This window comes from Micromonospora sp. NPDC005174 (assembly GCF_040608495.1).
Classification (GTDB): Bacteria; Actinomycetota; Actinomycetes; order Mycobacteriales; family Micromonosporaceae; genus Micromonospora.
In genome coordinates this window covers 143,257-161,942 of record NZ_JBEXIJ010000013.1, presented here as the reverse complement: position 1 = coordinate 161,942, position 18,686 = coordinate 143,257, and the positions used below count along the sequence as shown (strand labels likewise).

The 18,686-nt window shown below is 70.6% G+C and carries 4 protein-coding genes; 1 reads left to right on the top strand and 3 read right to left on the bottom strand.

The window, feature by feature from the left end:
• Positions 1–170 precede the first annotated feature (170 nt).
• Positions 171–4,907: a hypothetical protein gene (locus ABZU91_RS16965; protein WP_355240671.1), complete on the top strand. Its 4,737-nt coding sequence runs from the start codon at positions 171–173 to the stop codon at positions 4,905–4,907.
• Between the two features lie 72 nt (positions 4,908–4,979).
• On the opposite strand, the gene ABZU91_RS16960 is transcribed toward ABZU91_RS16965, so the two are convergent.
• The 3 genes from ABZU91_RS16960 to ABZU91_RS16950 form a co-directional block, all read right to left on the bottom strand.
• The gene (locus ABZU91_RS16960; RefSeq protein ID WP_355240668.1) at positions 4,980–5,786 is read right to left on the bottom strand and encodes a hypothetical protein; all 807 of its coding nucleotides are present in this window, start codon (positions 5,784–5,786) and stop codon (positions 4,980–4,982) included.
• Positions 5,787–5,812: 26 nt separating this feature from the next.
• Entirely contained in the window at positions 5,813–6,127 is a 315-nt protein-coding gene (locus ABZU91_RS16955) for a YbaB/EbfC family nucleoid-associated protein (protein WP_355240665.1), read from the bottom strand.
• Positions 6,128–6,199: 72 nt separating this feature from the next.
• On the bottom strand, positions 6,200–18,208 hold the full coding sequence (locus ABZU91_RS16950) for a hypothetical protein (RefSeq protein ID WP_355240662.1): 12,009 nt from the start codon (positions 18,206–18,208) through the stop codon (positions 6,200–6,202).
• Positions 18,209–18,686 lie beyond the last annotated feature (478 nt).

Sequence of the window (18,686 nt, the reverse complement as noted above, 5' to 3'; positions counted from 1 at the left end):
GGCGGGGCGTGATACGTCGTGTCCGCACAACGGACGGGAGGGGTTCCGGGTTCAGTCCGCAACAGGCGAGAAATCGGAGCCGGGCAGGGACGTCGTGTCCCACACATGAGGACTACGGCCGTTCCGTCCCCTACTGGGAGGCTGAAATTTCCTGGTGTTCGGAGGCATGCGTGGCGGACGGCGCAGATGTGGATTGTCTCGAGTTCGTCACCACGTGGGTGCGATCCGGTCAGTACCTGAGCGTGGACAAGACCGCCCTCCCACCCGAGGTGCGTCTCGCCGAGCCAGTGGCTGGCCTGCACCTGATCCATTCGATCTCGGGGGCGACCGCCCCCGAGATGACCGCGCAGGCTCTGCTGGCACAACCGCTGGGCGTGCTCGCCCGCGCGGTGGACGCCCCGCCGATGTCGGTCGCCGCGGACTTGGATCTGGACGCGGCGATCACCCGCGCCGACGCGCTGCGACTACCGGTCCGCGTACCCGGCAACACGTTGGCAGGCTCGACCAGTGACCGAGTGCTGCCGATCGACGCCCACGGGATTCCCGCCGAACCAGCCACCGCGGAGTACGTGCTGGTGCTGCCGGCGACGCATCTCGTCGCCGAGCACTCCGCCGCCGAACTCGGTCACGACCTCGGTCGGATCGTCCCGGGACCACCGATGCCCGGCCAGGTCCGCCTGGCTGGTGACCGGGTCGAGCTTGGCCTGCCGCTACCCATCGTCGACGCCCGCTTCGCCGGTATCGACCTGACGGAGGTGGCGGCCGGCGAGTTCCGGACCGTCGAGGGCGGGATCAAGGGGCTCTGGCGCGATCTGGCGAACCTGGCGGTCGGACACGCGACGCGGGTGCGGGTCACCCAGGCCGGCATCGACGCACCCGAGGACTTGCTGGCAGTGCGCTCACCCGATGGTGTCGCCCTGCTGCGTGACACTCCCACGGGCGCGCAGGCCGCAACCCTGCCGCGCCACCCAGCCACGATCGAGGTCGGCCCGGCCATCGTCTCGGCGGAGCTGGACGCCGCCGCCGTCCTGCGGGAGCCGTTCGCCGGTGCCGTGCCGGCAGTGCACCCGGATGTGACGGCGGCGGCGGTCTACCTGGCCGGCCGAGGCGGCCTCCTACTGCTCGATCCCGACCAGACCGCGCAGATCGACGCCGCCCAGAACTTCCGGGCGGACTCGACCGAATATCCGGTGTTCGTGCACGGCACCCCGGCCGGCCCGGTCGTCGGGGGCCGGCTGGTCACGGCCGAGCAGCTACGCGATCTCATCGCTGCCGACCCCCTGTCCCGGGGCAGGACCATCATCCTTGTGCAGTGTGACGCGGCCTCGTCGACCACAATCGTCGATGATTTCGCCGCCGCGTTGTTCGCGGCGTTGCCACGCGAGTACCCCCGCATCGTGGCGATGGGGGGCACCGCCTGGGTCCAACCTAGACCGGTTGAGTCCGACGAACTCACCGAGGTGCTCGTCACCAGCACGGACCTCACCCCCGACGGCCAGTTCCGGCTCGTCGCTGGCGGCATCCGCACCTATACCGGCGCTGATGCCCTGGCCACCACGACCCCGGCACGCGTCCCAGTGGTCACCCAGCACGGGCCCGCACTCTCCAGGACACGCGGGGGAGACGGTGTACGCCTCACCGACGCATCCGGTGCGGTGCTCACCGGTGACGAGGCGCCGACGACCGAGACGGTGCGGGAATTGACCGGCATCGGCACAGCCGTCGACTCGACCGCGGTCGGTGTGCCGTTTTCCTACACATTCGCCCAGGCGTACCAGGGGGTTGAGGTTGCCCGTACCGCTGCGGCCAACGCGGCGGAGGCCATCGTCACGTGGGCCACGCAGGCAGGTGACCGCGCGCTGGCGCACGCCGGCATGCTGTTCCACGCGGCCGACGCACTTCAGCACTCCGACCCGGCAAAGATGTCAGCCAACGTCTTCGAGCGCCTCAGAGCGGACGATATCGAGAGGGTCCGTGCCGACCTGGTGCAACGCGCCAAGTCGGCCCGAGACGGCCTCTGGACGCGGACCAGAGAGCTCAATGACGCGGCCGGCCAGGCGCGGCACGTGGTAGCGCATATCGGCAGGGACCTGAACCAGCGCGTTCGACTGCCTGGGCTACGCCCGCACGTTCATCCCCAGCACCTACCGACCTTCGACCAGATCATCCAGTATTTGCACCTCTCCGCGCAGGGTCACTACCGCACCCCCCAGGAGAGTGGTGTGCTCAACAGCCTGCTCGCTCACTTCCGTGGGCCGCAAGGCGCTCTGACCGCTCTGACGACCATTCTCCACGAACTCGACACCAGGCTGACAACGCAGGCCACCCAAGTGATGGCTTCCGCCACCAATCTGGAAACCCAGATCGCCGCCGTCGAAGCCGGTCTCGCCTGGGAAAGGGCCTGGCTCGACACCTCACACGGGGTCGCCGAGGGCGTCATCAGACGGGTACGGGAGAAGCTCAGCTACGGCCCAGCCAACAACGACGAGATCATCGCGCGCTACAACGATGGCGCGGTCGCCTTGGTCCACCACGTTCGGGCACCCGTGTACCGAAAGATTCCGAACGACACCGACCCGCTCCGGTTCCAGAGCACCAAAGCCTTCATGGCCGCTTACTTTCGCACCGGCCTCTGCGACGAACACGCGGCCGTGGCGCTCGCCGAACTCTTCGCCAGGCCGGACATGGTTGGCGTCCCGATCACGCTCGTGTACGGCAACGTCGTCGATCGGGGCCAGCTTCGCGCTCACGTCTTCCTCGTGCTCGGCCCACTGGGACACCCGAACGCGCTCGTGGTGGATCCGTGGCCCCTGTACCCCACCGCCGTGCGGGCGGGGCGGTACATCGCGGAGATGAACGCGGTAACCAGGGCCTACACCTTCGTAACTGACACACCGAGGGATCTCTACGCGTACGGTCGCGAGCAGGTCCATGCACACCTCCTGCCCCGTTTGCGACATCCGGTGCTGCAGCCGGTTCCGATACCGGTTCTCGCTCCCGATCCGGAGTCGTTCGACACCCACTACACGGATCGCTACGCCGAGAGGGCACGGGCACGGAGATATGCCGCTACCGTCGCACCCAGCGGGGTGCACGCCTCGCCGCAGGACGTCGCCGTCTACCTCCCCGGCGATCAGCCCGGTCTCTACCTGCTCGGCCGGGATCAGCAGCACCTCATCGACGCGGCACGCGAGTTCCGGGCCGGCGACAACGAGTACCCGGTGTTCATCGACGGCACCGCCGCCGGACCGGTGATCGACGGCCAGCTCATCACGGACGAACAACTGCGCGACCTGATCGTCGCCGACCCGAACTCCGCTGGTCGCGATATCGTCGCCGTCATCTGCGATCTGGCCGTAACCCGGGCCGGCGCCACGGCACTGGATGATTTCGCCACCCGCCTGTTCACCCTGCTACCCGCCGGAAACAGACGGGTGCTGGCCGCTGGCGGGGTCGCACAGGTCGTACCTGGCATTGCGAGCGACCTGACCGAGGTGGTGATCTCACCGACGGTGCTCGGCGACGACGGCCGGTTCCGTCTTGTCTCCGGCGGCTTCCGGGAGATCCGCGACGCCTCCGCCGACGGACAGGTGTCAGGCCGTACGCCGATGGTCGTGCAGCACGGCCCGAGGCTGTCGCGCGCCCGAGTCGAGACCGGCGTGGCTCTCACCGCCGACGACGGAAATCTGTTGACGGGGGCCGACCTCCCGGCCGTCACCGACCTGACCGCCCTCGGCCTACCCGACCCCGCGCGTATTCAACGCCTGTTCGACAGCGCAGACCGACAAGCGGCCACTGCCACCGAACAGCCGGTCATGCCCACCGAGGCGGTTGGTCCACCGACTTGGCGACTGCGGCTGGCCCACGGTGTCACCGAACACGGTGACGTGCACGTCATCTCCTCGAACAGCAGGCATGCGCCGCAGCGGCTCATCAACCAGCTGGCCGAGGCGGCGGATGCCGAGCACCCGGTGATCCTGCTGGGCGCTCCGGGACCCGGCGAGGCCGCGCTCGCCAAGGACGTCGCCGCGTTGAACAACCTGCTCGAACAGTTCGCCCAACGTGAGCAACTGCCCGTAGTGGTCAGCCGCGGCAGGGCCGACCTCGACCTGCTCGACGTGGTGGCCAGGTACGGGGCGACAGTCCTGCATCCGACCCTGAACAAGACCGACGGCTCGGGGTTGGGTGGCCTCCAGGTGGATCACCGCTGGAAGGTGGCCACCCGGCTGCGGGAGGGTGGCTCTGAGAACTCCAGCGACATCTGGGAGAGGATCACCGCCGGCGTCCTGGACGCGGCGGCCAGGCTGGCCCGGCCGACCGAGGCCGTCACTCGGGTCGACGACGCCCTTGGCGAGCTGATCTGGGCACCCGACCTCACCGTGAGTCGCGAGGTCTTCCACCGACTCGAAGAGCAGTGGTCGGCCGAGCGGATGACAGCGGCCCGGACCCAGGTCGAAAAGATGATCGAGCGGGTGCCCGGTCAGCCGGAGCTGGGCATCTTCGCTCCGGTGCTCGAGCTGGGCGCGGTCGGTCAGGCGGACATCGTCTTCGACTACGCGGGCGCGGACGAGGCGCTACGGCCCAAGGTGCTGCTCGACTCCGTGGGCCGGCTGGAGACCACCGGTCAGCTCAACATGCCTGTCGACGGTGGCCTCACCACCGAGCGACTGGGAGCGATGGTCGAAGCCGTCGGTGTCACCGACATCTCGGTCTCGGTGCTCACCGTGCTCGGCGACATCAAGGCTGGCGAGTTCGAGAACGCCCAGAGTTTCATCGCGGCCAACAGAGGCAAGCTCACCGTCGAGCAGAAGAAGCAGTGGGTCGACGCCATCACCGGCCTGCAACCCGCCATGAAGAACCACACCGACGAGCTTCGCCTGTTGTCGGCGGGCGTTCTGAACTGCTGATCCAGCCCTGACCACGTACGGCGGAAGGCGCCGGGCCCGACGCGGGCCCGACGCCTTCCGCTCACCGACGGGTCAGACCGACCACGCCGGTGCGACGTCGACCGGCCGGAACAGCTCGGCCAACGCGCGGTGCCGACCGATGTCGGTGACCGGGGAAAGCAGGTAGTTGCCGGCCCGGATCGCCGCCAGGAACTCCGGGTCGGGCGCCAGCTCGTGGTGACGCAGGTAGTACGGAACGCTGTCGGTCCATACCCACACCCCATCGGTGCGGTGATCCAACGGAACGACGTTGCCGCGCTCGGGGTCCACCACGTCGATCATCCGCTCGGTCGAGGTGAGCAGCAGCGGAGCATCCTCGAGGTAGCGCAGCACGGCGTCGCGTTCAGTTTCGTCAAGCCGCTCGTGTTCCGGGGCGAACCCCGGGCCAGTGACCGGATCCACCACATCGAAGGCCCGCGCGATCCGCATGCCTTCCCCGGCCTCGGCAGCCCACAGCAGCGCCGCGCCGCGCCGGATCTGCCGCTGATACGGCGATGCCTCCGCGTCGGTCCCCACCAGCTCGACCAGGGTGCCGTTGTCGGATGCCGTGGCCTCTGCAAGGCGGCTGCGGAACTCGGACGGGTCATCGTCGGGCCGGTCCACCTCGATGAGCAGGACCCGAGTCACGTCCGGGCCGGGACCGGTGCGCCACGCCCGCCACAGTGCCACCGCCCCGGGCAGCTCGGCCACCGCCGACCGGGCCGCCTCGTCCACCTCGTCGACCGCCGCCTCGATCAGCGCCGAGGGTGGTCCGGTCAAGTCCACCACCGGTGGGACCTCGATGCCTGCCCGGACCAGCTCCGCCCGGCGGACCGGCTCGAACTCGTACTGCTCTTCCATCAGGTTCTCCTCGATCTCGGCGGGCTCTAGAACCGACCTGTGGAACGAAGCACGTCCTGAAGGCCCGCCATTCGCTCGGTGGCCTGCTCGCGGAGCTGAGCGGCCGCGTCCCGCAACGCCAGCAGGACCGTGTCCTCGACCTCCGCGCGGCCGGCGGCCACGATCTCGTCGTCGATGCGCAGGCTTCTGACCTCGCCCGTCGGGGTCATCGTGACGGCGACCGCGCCCCCTGCGGCGGTGCCGGTGACCTCGAGGACCGCCATCTGGTCCCGTACGGAGGCGATCTGGTGCTGCAGTTCCTGGGCCTGCCGCAGCAGCCCGTCCATGCCGTCTTCCGCCATACTCCGAGGTTGCAGCGGTTCAGGGAGCGTCCCGTAGTCCTCGTGTGAGGGACACCCGACGTCCACCGGCGACTAACAGTCCATGATCCGGTTACCCAGCTCGATCATCCGGGGGTCCTCGATCATCCGGGGGTTGAGGACGTGCAGCGCCATGACGAACTCCATGAGCGCGCCCCGGGACCGCACCCGCACGAAGGCAGCCCGCTTGAAGGCCGCATCGTAAGCAGCGGCGTCGCCCTCCAGGAACTGTGCGACGTCGAGCAGAAGACTACGCACGACCGCCATATCGACGCCCATCGCGGGCAGCGCGGCGAGCAGCGACGGCAGGGTGGCCAACGCGTCTGGGGTGGCGTCCCGGGCGAGGGACGACAGAATGGTGTCCAGCCTGCCCATACTGGGCCGCTGCAGGAACTCGCGCCCTTCGGGCCTCCTTGCCAACGCCCGCAGGGCCGCGTTGTTCGCCCAGTCCAGGGCGGCCCGGTCCAGATCGGCGCCGAACTCATCGAGGGCAGCGCCGACCCGGTCCGGCGCGAAGCGGGCACCGGTGGCCGCGATCCGGACGCGATGGGCCAACTCCGCGCTCGCCTGGTTCACCCGGGAGCGGAGGAAGCCTTCGAGCGCCGTCCGCTCCTCGCCCGCCGGCACCGTCCTGAGCGCTCGGCCCAGCCGGTCCGGGTCGGACGCCCGGACAGCCATCCGTTCGTCGAGGATCGGCTGTCGGGCCTGGTCGACGAGGACCGCCAGCTCCCCTGCGAGCTGATCCCCCGAGTCGGCGGGGTCGGTCAGGCGCCGGGTGTACGCCTCCAGTCCTTCGCGCCGCACGGCCTCCGGCGCTCCGTCCGGAAGGTCGGCCACGAAACGGGTGTATTCGTGGGCGAGGGGAGTCAGCCTCCGCAACACCTGCATCGCGTCGGCGTGGTGTTCGTGACCCGTCGTCACCACCTGGGCCCGCGCGGCGTCGTACGCCAATTCCCGCGCCTGCGGGTCGAGGTCACCGTCCTTGACCTCGGAGACGCGCAGATACATCTCGATCAGCTCGTCCGCACGCGCCCGCCGCTTCTCCTCCCTACGGGCCTCGGTCCTCTGGTCGCGGGCGGGCGTGCGCTCGTCGCCTGTCGGGACTGTCCGGTGCTCGGGGATCGGGTCGACCACCTCGGCGACCGCCTGCCGCCGGGCCTGGGCGGCGAGGGACGCCAGCACCCGTTCGAGGTGATCCGCCGAGTCGGCAGGCCCGCCGATCAGCCGGGCGTACGCCTCCAGTCCGTCGCGCCGCACGGCCTGCGGGGCGCCGGCGGGGAGGTCGGCCAGGAACCGGCTGTACGCGCCGGCAAGGCGGAACTGCCCGTGCAGCGCCTGCACCGCGTCGGCGCCCAGATCGCGATGGGCGGGCACCACGAGGGTCTGCGCGGCGTAGCGGGCGATCATGCGCGCCTGCGGGTCGAGATTTCCGTGCTCGTTCTCGAAGTCGCGCAGTTGCGTCGTGATCAGCTCGTCGGCGCGCGCCCGCAGCTCCTCCGCCTCGCGGATCTCGGTCATCCGCCGGTCGGCGGCGTCGATCAGCACGGCGTGCTGGCGCTCGAAGATCTCGGCGGCGGCGTCGACCCGGGACGCCTCGTACTGGGCGGCGGACCAGGCCTGGCCGGCCAGCCGTCGTACGCCCTGCTCGAACTCCGCGACCACCTGGTCGACGAGCTGCGGGTTCCCGCCGTCCCACCGCGCGCGTACCTCGGCCACGTCCCCGGACCTGCGTCGGAACGCGACGACCCGCTCGTAGAAGGGCTCCTGTTGCCGGAACCGCAGGATCAGATCGTGATAGTCGGCGCGTGCCGACGCCTCCGACACGCTGCTGGCCGGCCGGTCGAAGATCCGCTCCGCCTCGCGGACGAAGTCCCGCTCCATCTCCGCGTGCGGCTCTCCAAGTGGCCCGGCGGTCATCCCCAGCACCCGACGCCGGAAACCATCGGCGAAGTCGGGCGGGGTCAACCGCGCAACGGCGGGGGCCGAGGCCTCCGGCGTCGGTTCGGGGTCGCCCAGGGCGTCACGCACCTCGCCGATCAGCGCGGCACGCAGGCTGGCGGCGAGCGTACGCACCGCCGGACTGATCCGGCCCTCGTCGGCCCAAGCGCCGACGGTACGTTTGAGCTGTTGGGCAAGGTCCGCCACCGGAAGGGTGGAGTGGTGCCCGGGAAGGGCTCCGGCCAGCCGTGCCGCGGCAAGCCCCGCAACCAGACGTTGCCCGAGTTCGGCCAACTGGTCGAGTTCCCAGTCGGCGACATCGGCCTCCCGCCAGCGCGCGTGCTGGTCGGCCACCACGGCGCCGACATCGTCCGTCAGCCTGCTGGTCAGCTCGGTACGCTGCCGGTACTCGGGCAGGCCGTCGAGGATCCGGCTCTGCTCGGCCTCCCAGCGTTTGCGGGCCTGGCCGATGGAAGACGCGGAGCCGCTGCGGCTGTTGTACAGCCGATCGAAGGCTCCGAGAATCAGCTCCCGGGAATGCCGGCCGGGGTTGTTGTCGTCGAGCGTCCGTTCCAGCGCGTCACGGTCGGCGCTCCGCATCCGGTCGCCCGCCGCCCAGTCGTCCAGCCAACGCTTGCTTCCACTGACGGTGGCGTCGTACTCCTGCCGCCAACGCCCCCGGTCGAAGTTCCAGTCACGGGCGAACCTGGCGTCGAGGTCGGACAACACCTGCGCCCGGAACGCCGCCGCGGCGGCCTCTGCAGCGGCGTCCACCTCGGATTCCGCCCCGTGGTCCCGCAGCAGGTCCGACACGCGTTCGTCCAGGGCCGCGCGCTCGGCCGCGAAGCCCACTCCCTCCCGGGCTGGCACCTGGTTGCGGAACGAATCCACGACCGCAGCGTCCGTACTGCGGACGACAAGTCGAACGATCCGTTCGACGAGCGCGTCACGCTCGGCCGGACCGAACCCGGCGGGCAGGTCCTCGATCACGGCGACGTCGAGGTACGGCCGCAGGACCTTGTCCACCGCCTGAGCATCGACAGTCGGCGCGAGATCCCGAGCCCGCTCGGCGATGGTCCGCACGGCGAGCCACGCGTCCAGACGGGGCAGGATCTTGCCGACGCGGTTGGTCCACCACGTCTGCTGGTCCGCTGCGAAGACGGTGTGCGAGGGGTATCGCCGGTCGAAGTCCTCGATGACCGCGTCGACGAACGCGTCGGCGGCGACGGCGGCCTCGTCCGTGGTCAGACCCGACCGCGCCTTCGCCGCGTCGAGTTGCGGTCGTAGCGCGGTCGCGATGCCCGCCCGGGTCTCGGTCCACCTGGAGTACGCGTCGAGCCATGCCGGCGCGTCCTCCAGCCGGGTCGTGAGCCGCGTTGGCCACGCCTCGACGTCGAGGTTCCACCACCGCGCGTGTGCCGTGTCGAATTCACCCAGCACGTCCTCCCGAAGCGCCGCCACGGCAGCGGGGTCACCGGGGATCTGGTCCAGACGTTCCTGGAGCTGAACCCTGCTACTTGCGAGGTCGTCACCGGGCGGCACGGCTACCGGATCGGTGCGCAGCCACTGCCGCGCAGCCTCGCCCACATCGCCGTCGAACCCGACCTCTGCGAGGTCCTTGGTGCTGACGTGCCCGACCAGGTACGCGGCGAAGTCGGCCTGTTCCTGAGGCGTGAGCACGGACGGGAGGTACCGCTTGGACCTGAGCGAAAGGTGCGCGTCCATCGCGTTCCCGATGTGACGGACCAGCCGATCAACCGTCTGGCCCACAGGACCCTGATCCGCCTCGTCGACGCCGTGGGCGGCGGCGGCGGTTTCGCGCAGGCCCTGGACGATCCGGCTGCCGACCTGCCAGATGGCGAGCCAGCCGTTGATCCGGCTGGTCAACACGTCGAGCCTCCGCTGCCACTCACCAGTCTGCTCGTCGGCGAAGCGAGACCCCGGCGGGTAGGTGGCGTCGAACTCGTTCATGGCCGCCTGCCGGAACTCCCCGGCGGCCCGTACCGCGGATACCAGGCGTGACGGCCCGGTAAGGCCAATCGCCAGCGTGGTCGCCACGCCAGGCAGCTTCTCCAGCGCGGTTTCCAGTGCCTTGTCGAGGGCGTTGCCGAAGTCCGTCCTAGCCTCGGCCCGGCGCTCCCGGGACCCGATCCAGTCGTCCTTCGCCGCCAGCCGTTGCTCGAGCTCAACGCTCCAGGCCGCCCGGTCGAAGTTCCAGTCCGCCTCGTTGGCGGCGTCGAAGCGGCGGAGTTGGTCCTCCCGGAACGCCATGCGCGCCTCGTCCGTACCGGGCACCTCGGACTGCAGCCGTTTGTCGAGTTGGATCCACTCGTGCGCGAAATCCGTGGGGTGGTACGAGTTCGCCCACGTTGGGTCGGAGGCCACCAGGTCGCGGTGCACCATCCTCCTCAACTTCTCCGCGGCCCGCGCCGGAATGACCCTGGCAAGCTCGTCGACCAGGCGCTCCTGCTCGTTCCGGCCGAGGGACCGCGCCGGGCTGACCCGGTGGCGGGATCCGAGGTCGAGGTACGGCGTGACGATCTTTTCGATCGCGGCGGCGAACCGGCGCGAGCGCTTGTTCTGCGCGCCGCGGCCGGCCGCGAGCTGATGAGCTCGGTCTGCCAGCAGACGGATGGTCTGCCATGCCTGGGAGCGTGTGATGAGCTGCCGGTACTCCCGTTGCCACGCGTCGTACTGGGTGGCGCCGAACTCCTTCCCGGCAGGAGCGCTGGCGGTGATTTGTCGGAGCACGGCCGTGCGGAACGCGGCGGCGGCAGGCCCGACGACGTCCACAGCGAGTTCTGACTGCAACTCGTCCAGGGCGTACGCCCGGATCATGCGGGAGGTCACCGCGCTCGTCGACGTGGCGATCGCGTAGGTGATGTCGAAGGACGGCGCGAACCTCCAATCCTGCTCGAAACCCGCGTCGGCGGCGGCCAGAATCTCCCTTCGGTGCTCCTCGATCGCGGCGCCGAGGTGCCGGAGTACGACACGCCCCGCCTCGATGCCGAACGGTCCGCTCCCCCAGCGATGCCGGGCAGCCTTCGTACCCTGGTACCGGGCCTGGTTCTTGATCGCGGCCCTCGTCTGGGCGAGCGCGATGTCCAGACGCTCCTCGATCTGGGCCCGCCGGGTGGCGAAATCGTTCCCCGGCCGGGTCGGTACCGGCGTCGTGCGCAACTCCTCGGCGAACGCGTCGCGCTCATCCTGGGTCGCGTCGGCGAGCAGGGAGCGGCCGAGCACCTCCTGTTCGCGCGGACCCATCGAGGCCGGCAACGGGGACGTCGACGACAGGTCGAGGTACGGCCGTAGCGCCTGGCGCACCGCGGCAGCCTGCTCGGCGTTCTCGGCCCTCTCGACGGCCCGGACACCAACCGAGTGAGTGACCAGCCAGGACTCGAACCGCCCGACCATGCCGTCGAGGCGGGCGTGCCACGCTGCGGCTTCCGCTTCGCCGTACCGGCCGTCGACCGGATGAATCCGGTCGAACTCCTGGATGACCGCAGCCGTGAACTGCGTGACGGTTCTCATCGACGGGGGTGGAAGGTCGCGCAGGGCCTCAGCGACACGACGGTGTACGGCGGTCCGGCCCTCGGCCCGGCGGACGTATTCCGCCACGAACTCCCCAGCCCCGGCCAGGTCGTCGTCCACCTTGCTCGCCAGCGCCTTACGGTCGAACGCCAAGCTGTTCTCTGCCAGTGCGTCGAAGCGTTGCCGCACCCGGTCGACGAGGGCCAAACGAGCCTCCGTCACCACCGGGTCCGGCTCGTGGGCCGAAAGGACGCCCTGCAAGCGCTCCTCAACCTGACGGGTCAGCGCCGCACGCTCGGCAGCCAGGCCCGCCCCGGTCCGGGCGGACACGGGATGTTGACGCAGTGAGTCGACGATCTTCTCGCTCAGTGGGGCCACACCCTCGGCACTGGCCACCTCGTCCAGCCGCTTGCCGATGTCACCAGCGAGCCGCACCTGTTCCTGCGCACCCATCGAGGGCGGCAGGGTGGCGTGCCCCGCCGTGGTCAGGTACGGCGCGAGAGTGTCCGTGACCACCTGCTGCAGCCGCTGCCGGACGTGGGCCAGCCGGTCGGCGTCGACCTCGGTGGTCGTGCCCGGCTCCGGGCGCAGGTGCCGGTGCACGAGCTGTTCGATCCGTTGACCGATGAGGTGGGTGGTCACCCACGAGTCGAACGACCCGATCAGTTGGCCGTACTGCGCGTTCCACTGGTGCACCTGGGTGAGGGTGAACGTGGGGGTAGCCGCGAACCTCCGGAACTCGGTGGTCACCGCGTTCGTGAAGGCTTCCCCCGCCGCCGCCAACGCCCCGATGCTGACCGAGTTGCGGCTCAGCGCGGCAAGTGCTTCCGGCACGTCGTGGTCGAGACTGGCGACGAGAAGGTGCTCGGTCTCCTGACGCAACGGCTGTGAATCGATTCGCCTACCGATGTCCCGCACCGTGTCGTCGAACTGGCGCTCCCAGGGACCTCGGTCGAACTTCCAGTTCCGCTGGTGCAATCCGTTCAGCTCTGCGAGCACCTCGGCCCGTACGGCGGCAGCCGAGGCGGCCCGCGAGGCGTCGGTGAGGGCCGGTGTCGGTCGACTCAGCACCTCGGCGATCGACTCGTCGAGCTGCGCGAGGGCCCGCTTCACCTCACCGGCGAAGCCCGCCTCCGCCGACGTCGGCACTCTGCCGGGACCCGAGAGCTTGTCGGCCGTCCACCGCACGGTGTCCGACACCAGCTTGCGGACCGGCTTGCTGATCCCCTCCGCGAGGAGCGTCCGGTTCACATCGGCCGGCACCGCCGGGCGAATCTCACGCAGCAACGCTTGCTGCTCGGCGGAACCGAGGGAGGACGGTAGGTGCGGGATCTCTCGGCGCAACGCCGCGCCGAGTTCCTTGCTGACCACCTCGCCGAGGCGACGCAGCTCCGTGTCGGGAAGTTCGCCGGCATGCGGTGCAAGGAAGTCGTCCGCGACGTCCTTGATCCGGCGTTCCATCATGACGACCGTCAACTGCGTGTCGACCGAATCGCTCAGGCTCTGGTACCGCTTCTGCCATACGCTGGTGAAGTTGTCGCTGTATCGCGCTCCGTGCATCTCGTCGGCGAAGGATCGCCGAATGGCCGCGGCGGCGGCCTCGGGCTCGGCCCGCTCGACGCCCCGCACGCCGATGCGGTCCACCGCGGCGCGCAGATCGCCGTCGAGGCGCCACTGAAGGTCGATTGCCCACGAATCCCGCCGCAGGTCGGCGAGGTGGCTGCCGTACTGGTCCCCCGTGAGATGTTCGTCAGCGAGCCAGGTGGTCCGCTCGGAGTCGATCCGCAGATTGCGGGCGCGAGCGGCCATGAAATCGGCGCGATGCGCGGCGGCCAGGTCGGCGACCACATCGGAACGCAGCGGCGCCCCGGCACGAGATGCTGCGAACCTCTCGATGATGTGGAACTCCTGGGCCGCACTCTTGAGGTTGCCCAGCGAATCCAGTTCGGCTTCCACCCGGCTCGACAAGCCGGCGCGGATCTCGTCCACCTTGCGTGCCCACGCCTCGTGCGCCTGCTCAGGTGGGCGGCCCGGGGTATGGATTTCGTCGAAAGCGCGCCGAACCTCGGCGGAGAGCCGTGTGCCGAGCCGGTTGAGACTCGCGCTGTCGAGCGGGCCTGCCACGTCGTCCAGACGAAGCAGGAGGGTGTCCCGGGTGAAACGCACCGTGTGCGGCTCGGCCAGCACGTCCAGCTCGGTGGCGAGACGGTCGCCGGTCAACTCGTCGAAGCGCGCCCTTGCCTCGGCCGGTGATGCCGCGCCACGCGGCGCGGCGCCGTCGACCTCGTCTCGAGGGCTGCTGGTGTGCAGGCCGTCGTCGAGCCGGGCGATCAGATCGTCCTCAAACCGCGCCAACTGTTGCGGGGTCAGATCAGGTCGTAGCCCGGCAGCCTTCCGCACCTCGGCCCGGGCGGCGGCGGCCTGCTCCAACCGTGCAGACGCGTGATGGGCGGCGGTCAGGCGAGCGGGCAGGCCGACCGAGCCCTCGATGTTCGGGTCGATGCGCAGCAGCGACTCGAAGGCGCCCCGCACCCGCTTCTCGACGGAGGCCAGGTGCTCCGGGGCGAAGACGTCCTCCAGTTGCCGCGCCTCGGCGGACCCGGCGAAGATGGATTCCGGCTTCCACCGCTCCACCCCGAACACGCCGTCCGGCCCGAACGCCTTGTCGAAGGCATGCCGGGTCTGGCTGGACAGCGTGGCGACGATCTCGTCCGCGATGGCGTTGCCACCGGGTCGCATCTCGTCACCGATGGCGTGGCTCTTCGCGATTCCCTTCGTCAGCGCCGAGTTGCCCGTCAGGTACGTGTCGACGCGCAGTTCCGCATCCGTTGCCAGGCTGGTGATTCGGGCGTCGACGGCGGCCGCGAGGTCCGCGTGCGAGCCGCCCTTGGCCAGGTCGTCGATCGCCTTGGCCGCCGTCGGGGAGAAGCGTTCCCAGAACGCGGTGATGTGCTCACCCGTCTGCGCCGGACCGGCCTGCGAGAGCAATGCGGCCCGGTCACGCAGGCCCGCGTCGCGGTGGAACGCCTCCTCGACGGCACGGCGGACCTCGCTGGCCCGCGTCTCCCAGCGCACCTGGGCGTCGAAACGCCCCGACAGCGTGGACCGGAGTTCGTCGTACTCGCGGCTGAAGCCCACTGCGTCGGCGTGCCCGTGCCAACCGTCGCGGCCGCCCAGGTACTTGGTGATGAGCGCCTCGGCGTCCGCCTCGTACGCCCGCAGCAGCTTGTCCACGGCTGCCGACGACGGCAGGTCGACGTTCGGCTCGACCGCCCTGAAGTCGCGGCCGGCCTGCTCCCCCACCAGCCGCCGGGTCTCGGCGAGGTCGAACGCGTCCCCGTACTTCTGGGTGCGGGTCAGCGTGGTCGGGTCGGCGGAACCGTCGACCAATTGCTCGATGGTCTCGTGGGCCCCCGGACGACTGAGCCAGGTGACGCCGGGCCGTTGACCTGCCGGCAGCCGATCCACCAGGTGGTGGATCTCGCTGACCACCGCGTCCGGGACGTGATTTCCGGACGCACCCACCACCACAGGCGTGTCGCCGTTGAGCTCACCGAGCCGGGTACGGAACGCGTCGATGACCGCCACCTCCGGCGGACGTGCCCACACGCCCCACGAGTGCGATTCGAGCGTCCAGCCCTCGCTGAGCCGGTACAGGCCGGGCCGGGCTCCGGGGGTCAGCCCGAACGGCGCGTCCACGGCCGGCACCCCGGAACGCCATTCGACGGCGAGGTGTTGCAGCGTGGCGACGCCGGCGGCGTCCACCGGATGGGCGACGGCGTCACCGGGTGCCGGGCGGCTCCGGAAGGAGACGGGCAACCCGGTGCTCCGCGCGACCCCCACCAGCGCGCTGTCGTCGAGGAACGGCGCGTACAGCACCACGCCGTCCCGGGCCAGTGGACCCAGGCCGGCAAGGTCCACCTCGGGCCGTACACCCGGACCGGCCACGATCCGGAGGCCGTCGGGCAACTCCCCCAGCTCTCTGGTGGCCCGCACGACGGCGCTGTCCGCGACCGCCTGGGCGGCGTCGACGTGGACGACCAGACCGCCGGACGTCGGGGTCACCGCCAGTCCGCGTCCGTTCAACAGTTCGCTGATCTGCCGACGATGCTCGGTCCACGATTCGGGTGCGCGACGCGTGACCGACGCTCCCGGGTCGCCGGCCGCAGACCGGGCCTCGACCCGCAGATCATGGAGAACCTGGACGGGAACCCGAGCGTCGCCGGTGTGCATGATCCCGTCGTACGCCGTCAGCCGCTCGTGGACGTAGGTCGCCTCGAGGCGGTCCAGCATGCTCTTCGGCAGCTTCGCCTGCGACAGCGGATCCAGGCTGGCGAAGTCCCGGATCGCCTGGTCGCGTACAGCCACCAGATCAGGGTGGAGCGCGGACGCAGGCGAGCCGTCGGACACGGGCCGTTGCTCGGTGAACGGGTCGCCATCGACCCGCTCGGACTCGACCGGTCGACGCCCGGCGGCCGCCTCCGGGGTGAAAGCTCGACGTACCTCGGTCTGCATCCGGACCGTCAGGTCGTCCCACCGGGCCAGGTCCGGCCCTCGGCGGCCGATCCCGCGCACCAGGTCGCCGATCTCGGTGTGGTACTTCTCGCGAATCACCTGGAGGGCTCGGCTGACGTCGCCGGCGGAGCCACCGCGGAAGGCGAGGTCGGCCCTGGCCTCCGCGATGTCGTCGACCACGCGTTGGAATTCGTGGTACGCGAAGCCGTCGACCCGTAGCTGCTCGCGCATGCCCTGGAATCGGGCTGCCCAGACCTGCTCGGTGGCCTGGAATCGGGCACTGCCGGGCCCGTGGCCCGCCTCGTAGACCGGCCGCCAGACGCGCTCGAACTCGTTGTCGACGGCGTTACGGAACGACGCCCGCCACTCGGCCGCCTCCTTCTCGGGCAACGACTCCAGGGAGCGCAGCCGGGGCGCCCCCGCCACCTTGGTCAGACCGGCGATGTCGCGCGTGGCCCGTACCTCGGCGTTGAACGCCGCATCCGCGTCCGGTCGGAAGCGTTGGACGGTCGACGCACTGTCGACAGCCGCTTCCCACCGCTTATTGATGTGCGCGACCGCGTCGTCGAGCGACCGCGCCGGATTCTGGCCCGGCCGGTACTCGACGCGCTGCTCTCGCTGCACGTGGGCCGTCGCATAGCGCTCCTCGGCGAACTGTTTACCGAGGCCCTTGCCGAGACTGGTGAACTCCTTGTCGCGGGCGGCGGCCCAGTTCCGTGCCTCGGTCTCGACCTGCCGCATGACCTGGGCCGCGTCGTCAGCCGCACGCGTCAACTGCGGATCGCTCCGCTCGCCGGCCGCAGCTCGGGCGTCCCGGGCGGCTGTCACCTTCGCGTCCGCGTCGAACGTCGTCCGAGCCTGGTCGAGGGTCGTCGGCCGGTCACTCGCGACGTCGTACCGCCCACCGCGCGCCTGTTCGGTCCGGTGGTCCCGAATGGCGTTGCGGAAGTCGTCCATCGCCTGCGTGAACTCTGCGCGGTTGGTGCTGCCCAGGCGATTGACCAGGGGTTCGAACCTGGACGGGGGAAGGCCGGCCCGCCGGACGATGTCCGCCGCGACCGTCTTGACGGCTCCGGCCATCTCACCCTGGATCGTCGCCGAGAAGTCCCTGCCGATCATCGTCCGGATCGCGGGGAGTTCCTTGGCCACACCGGCCTCGCTCGCGAAGTACGCGGCGAAGCGCTCCAGGGTCTGCAGGTTCTGGCCGGCCATCCGACCGGCGTGCGGCCCGAACTGCGCGGCCATACCCTCGCGGACCGACGACATGAACTGCGTGCGCGCTTCGGCCATCGACGCGACCCGTCGCGACGCCGCCGCCTCCTTCGGATCGGGAATCCGCTCGGCCCGCTCGGCCTTGGCGGAGACCAGCTCGGTATGGCGGTCGGACAGGTTGCGGGCGACCGTGTCCAACTCCCCGCGCGCCGGGCGGGCACCACCCGCGTCGGACCGGATCTCGGACCGATCGATCGGAGCGCTGCGGACCGGTTCGCCGCCGGTCGGGCGACCGGCCTCCGGTGACCGCGGCGCAACCGCCGGCGTACCCGACCTCGCGCCCGAGGCCGCAGGCGCGCCATCCGTCACCCGCGAGACACCGCCCGCCGTGGACGGCGTGGGTACCTCGCGAGCACCCACACCGGCAGCGGAGAACGATTCGGAACCCACCGCCCGCGCGGTGGTGACGGACGGCTTGGGCACCGGCGCCGAGACCGCCGGCAGCTTGCCCGGCAGGGACGGATCGGCACGCGGCACCTTGAGCGCGTCGGCCGCCGAGACGGTGATCGCGGTGGGCGGCTCACTGTGCCCCACGGCCGCCCGTGGCAGCGTGGGGGGTGCGCCGACCGAGTGCGGGCTGACGCCGACACTCGGCCCGGCGACCACCGCGTCGCGCGGCGGTGAAACCACCACCTCGTCAGACCCACCCAGGGTACGACTGCCGGAGAACGGCGCCTCCCCGCTGGCCGTACGCGGTGGATCGCCGACCCGGCCCGTTCCCGGCCTGGCCGTCGCGGCAGCCTCTCGTGCTGGACCGCCGGTCGGCTGAGCCCCGTGCGGCGAGGTGGCCACATCCGGAGGAGCCATCCGCGCACCAGCCGAGCCAGTGGTCGGCGGCCCATCCAGGACGCCTCGAGGGCCTGCCGGGCCGACCTGGTCTCCGACCGGAGGCATCCGTGTGCTCGACGAAACCTCCGGAGCACCCGCCCGGAAACTACCGGGGCTGGCCGTCGCGGGCGTGTCCACACCAGCCCGAGCAGCACCCGGCCCCACTGCCGAGGGGCCGTCCACACCAACCCGGGGAACGCCCGGCCCTACGGTCGGAGGCCCGTCGACACCGACCCGGGTGCCCGACCCGACCGCCGGGTGCCCGTCCGCACCAACCCGGGGAACGCCCGGCCCGCCCGACGGGTGCACGTCCCCAGCAAGCCGGGAAGCGCCCTGCCCGACCGTCGGAGGCCCATCCACGCCAACCCGGGGAACGCCCGGCCCGCCCGACGGGTGCACGTCCCCAGCAAGCCGGGAAGCGCCCTGCCCGACCGTCGGAGGCCCATCCACGCCAACC

What these genes read in the sequence shown, in the direction of transcription:
- ABZU91_RS16950 (WP_355240662.1), bottom strand. Translation starts at nt 18,208, where the DNA reads ATGGCTCCTCCGGATGTGGCCACCTCGCCGCACGGGGCTCAGCCGACC.
- ABZU91_RS16955 (WP_355240665.1), bottom strand. Translation starts at nt 6,127, where the DNA reads ATGGCGGAAGACGGCATGGACGGGCTGCTGCGGCAGGCCCAGGAACTG.
- ABZU91_RS16960 (WP_355240668.1), bottom strand. Translation starts at nt 5,786, where the DNA reads ATGGAAGAGCAGTACGAGTTCGAGCCGGTCCGCCGGGCGGAGCTGGTC.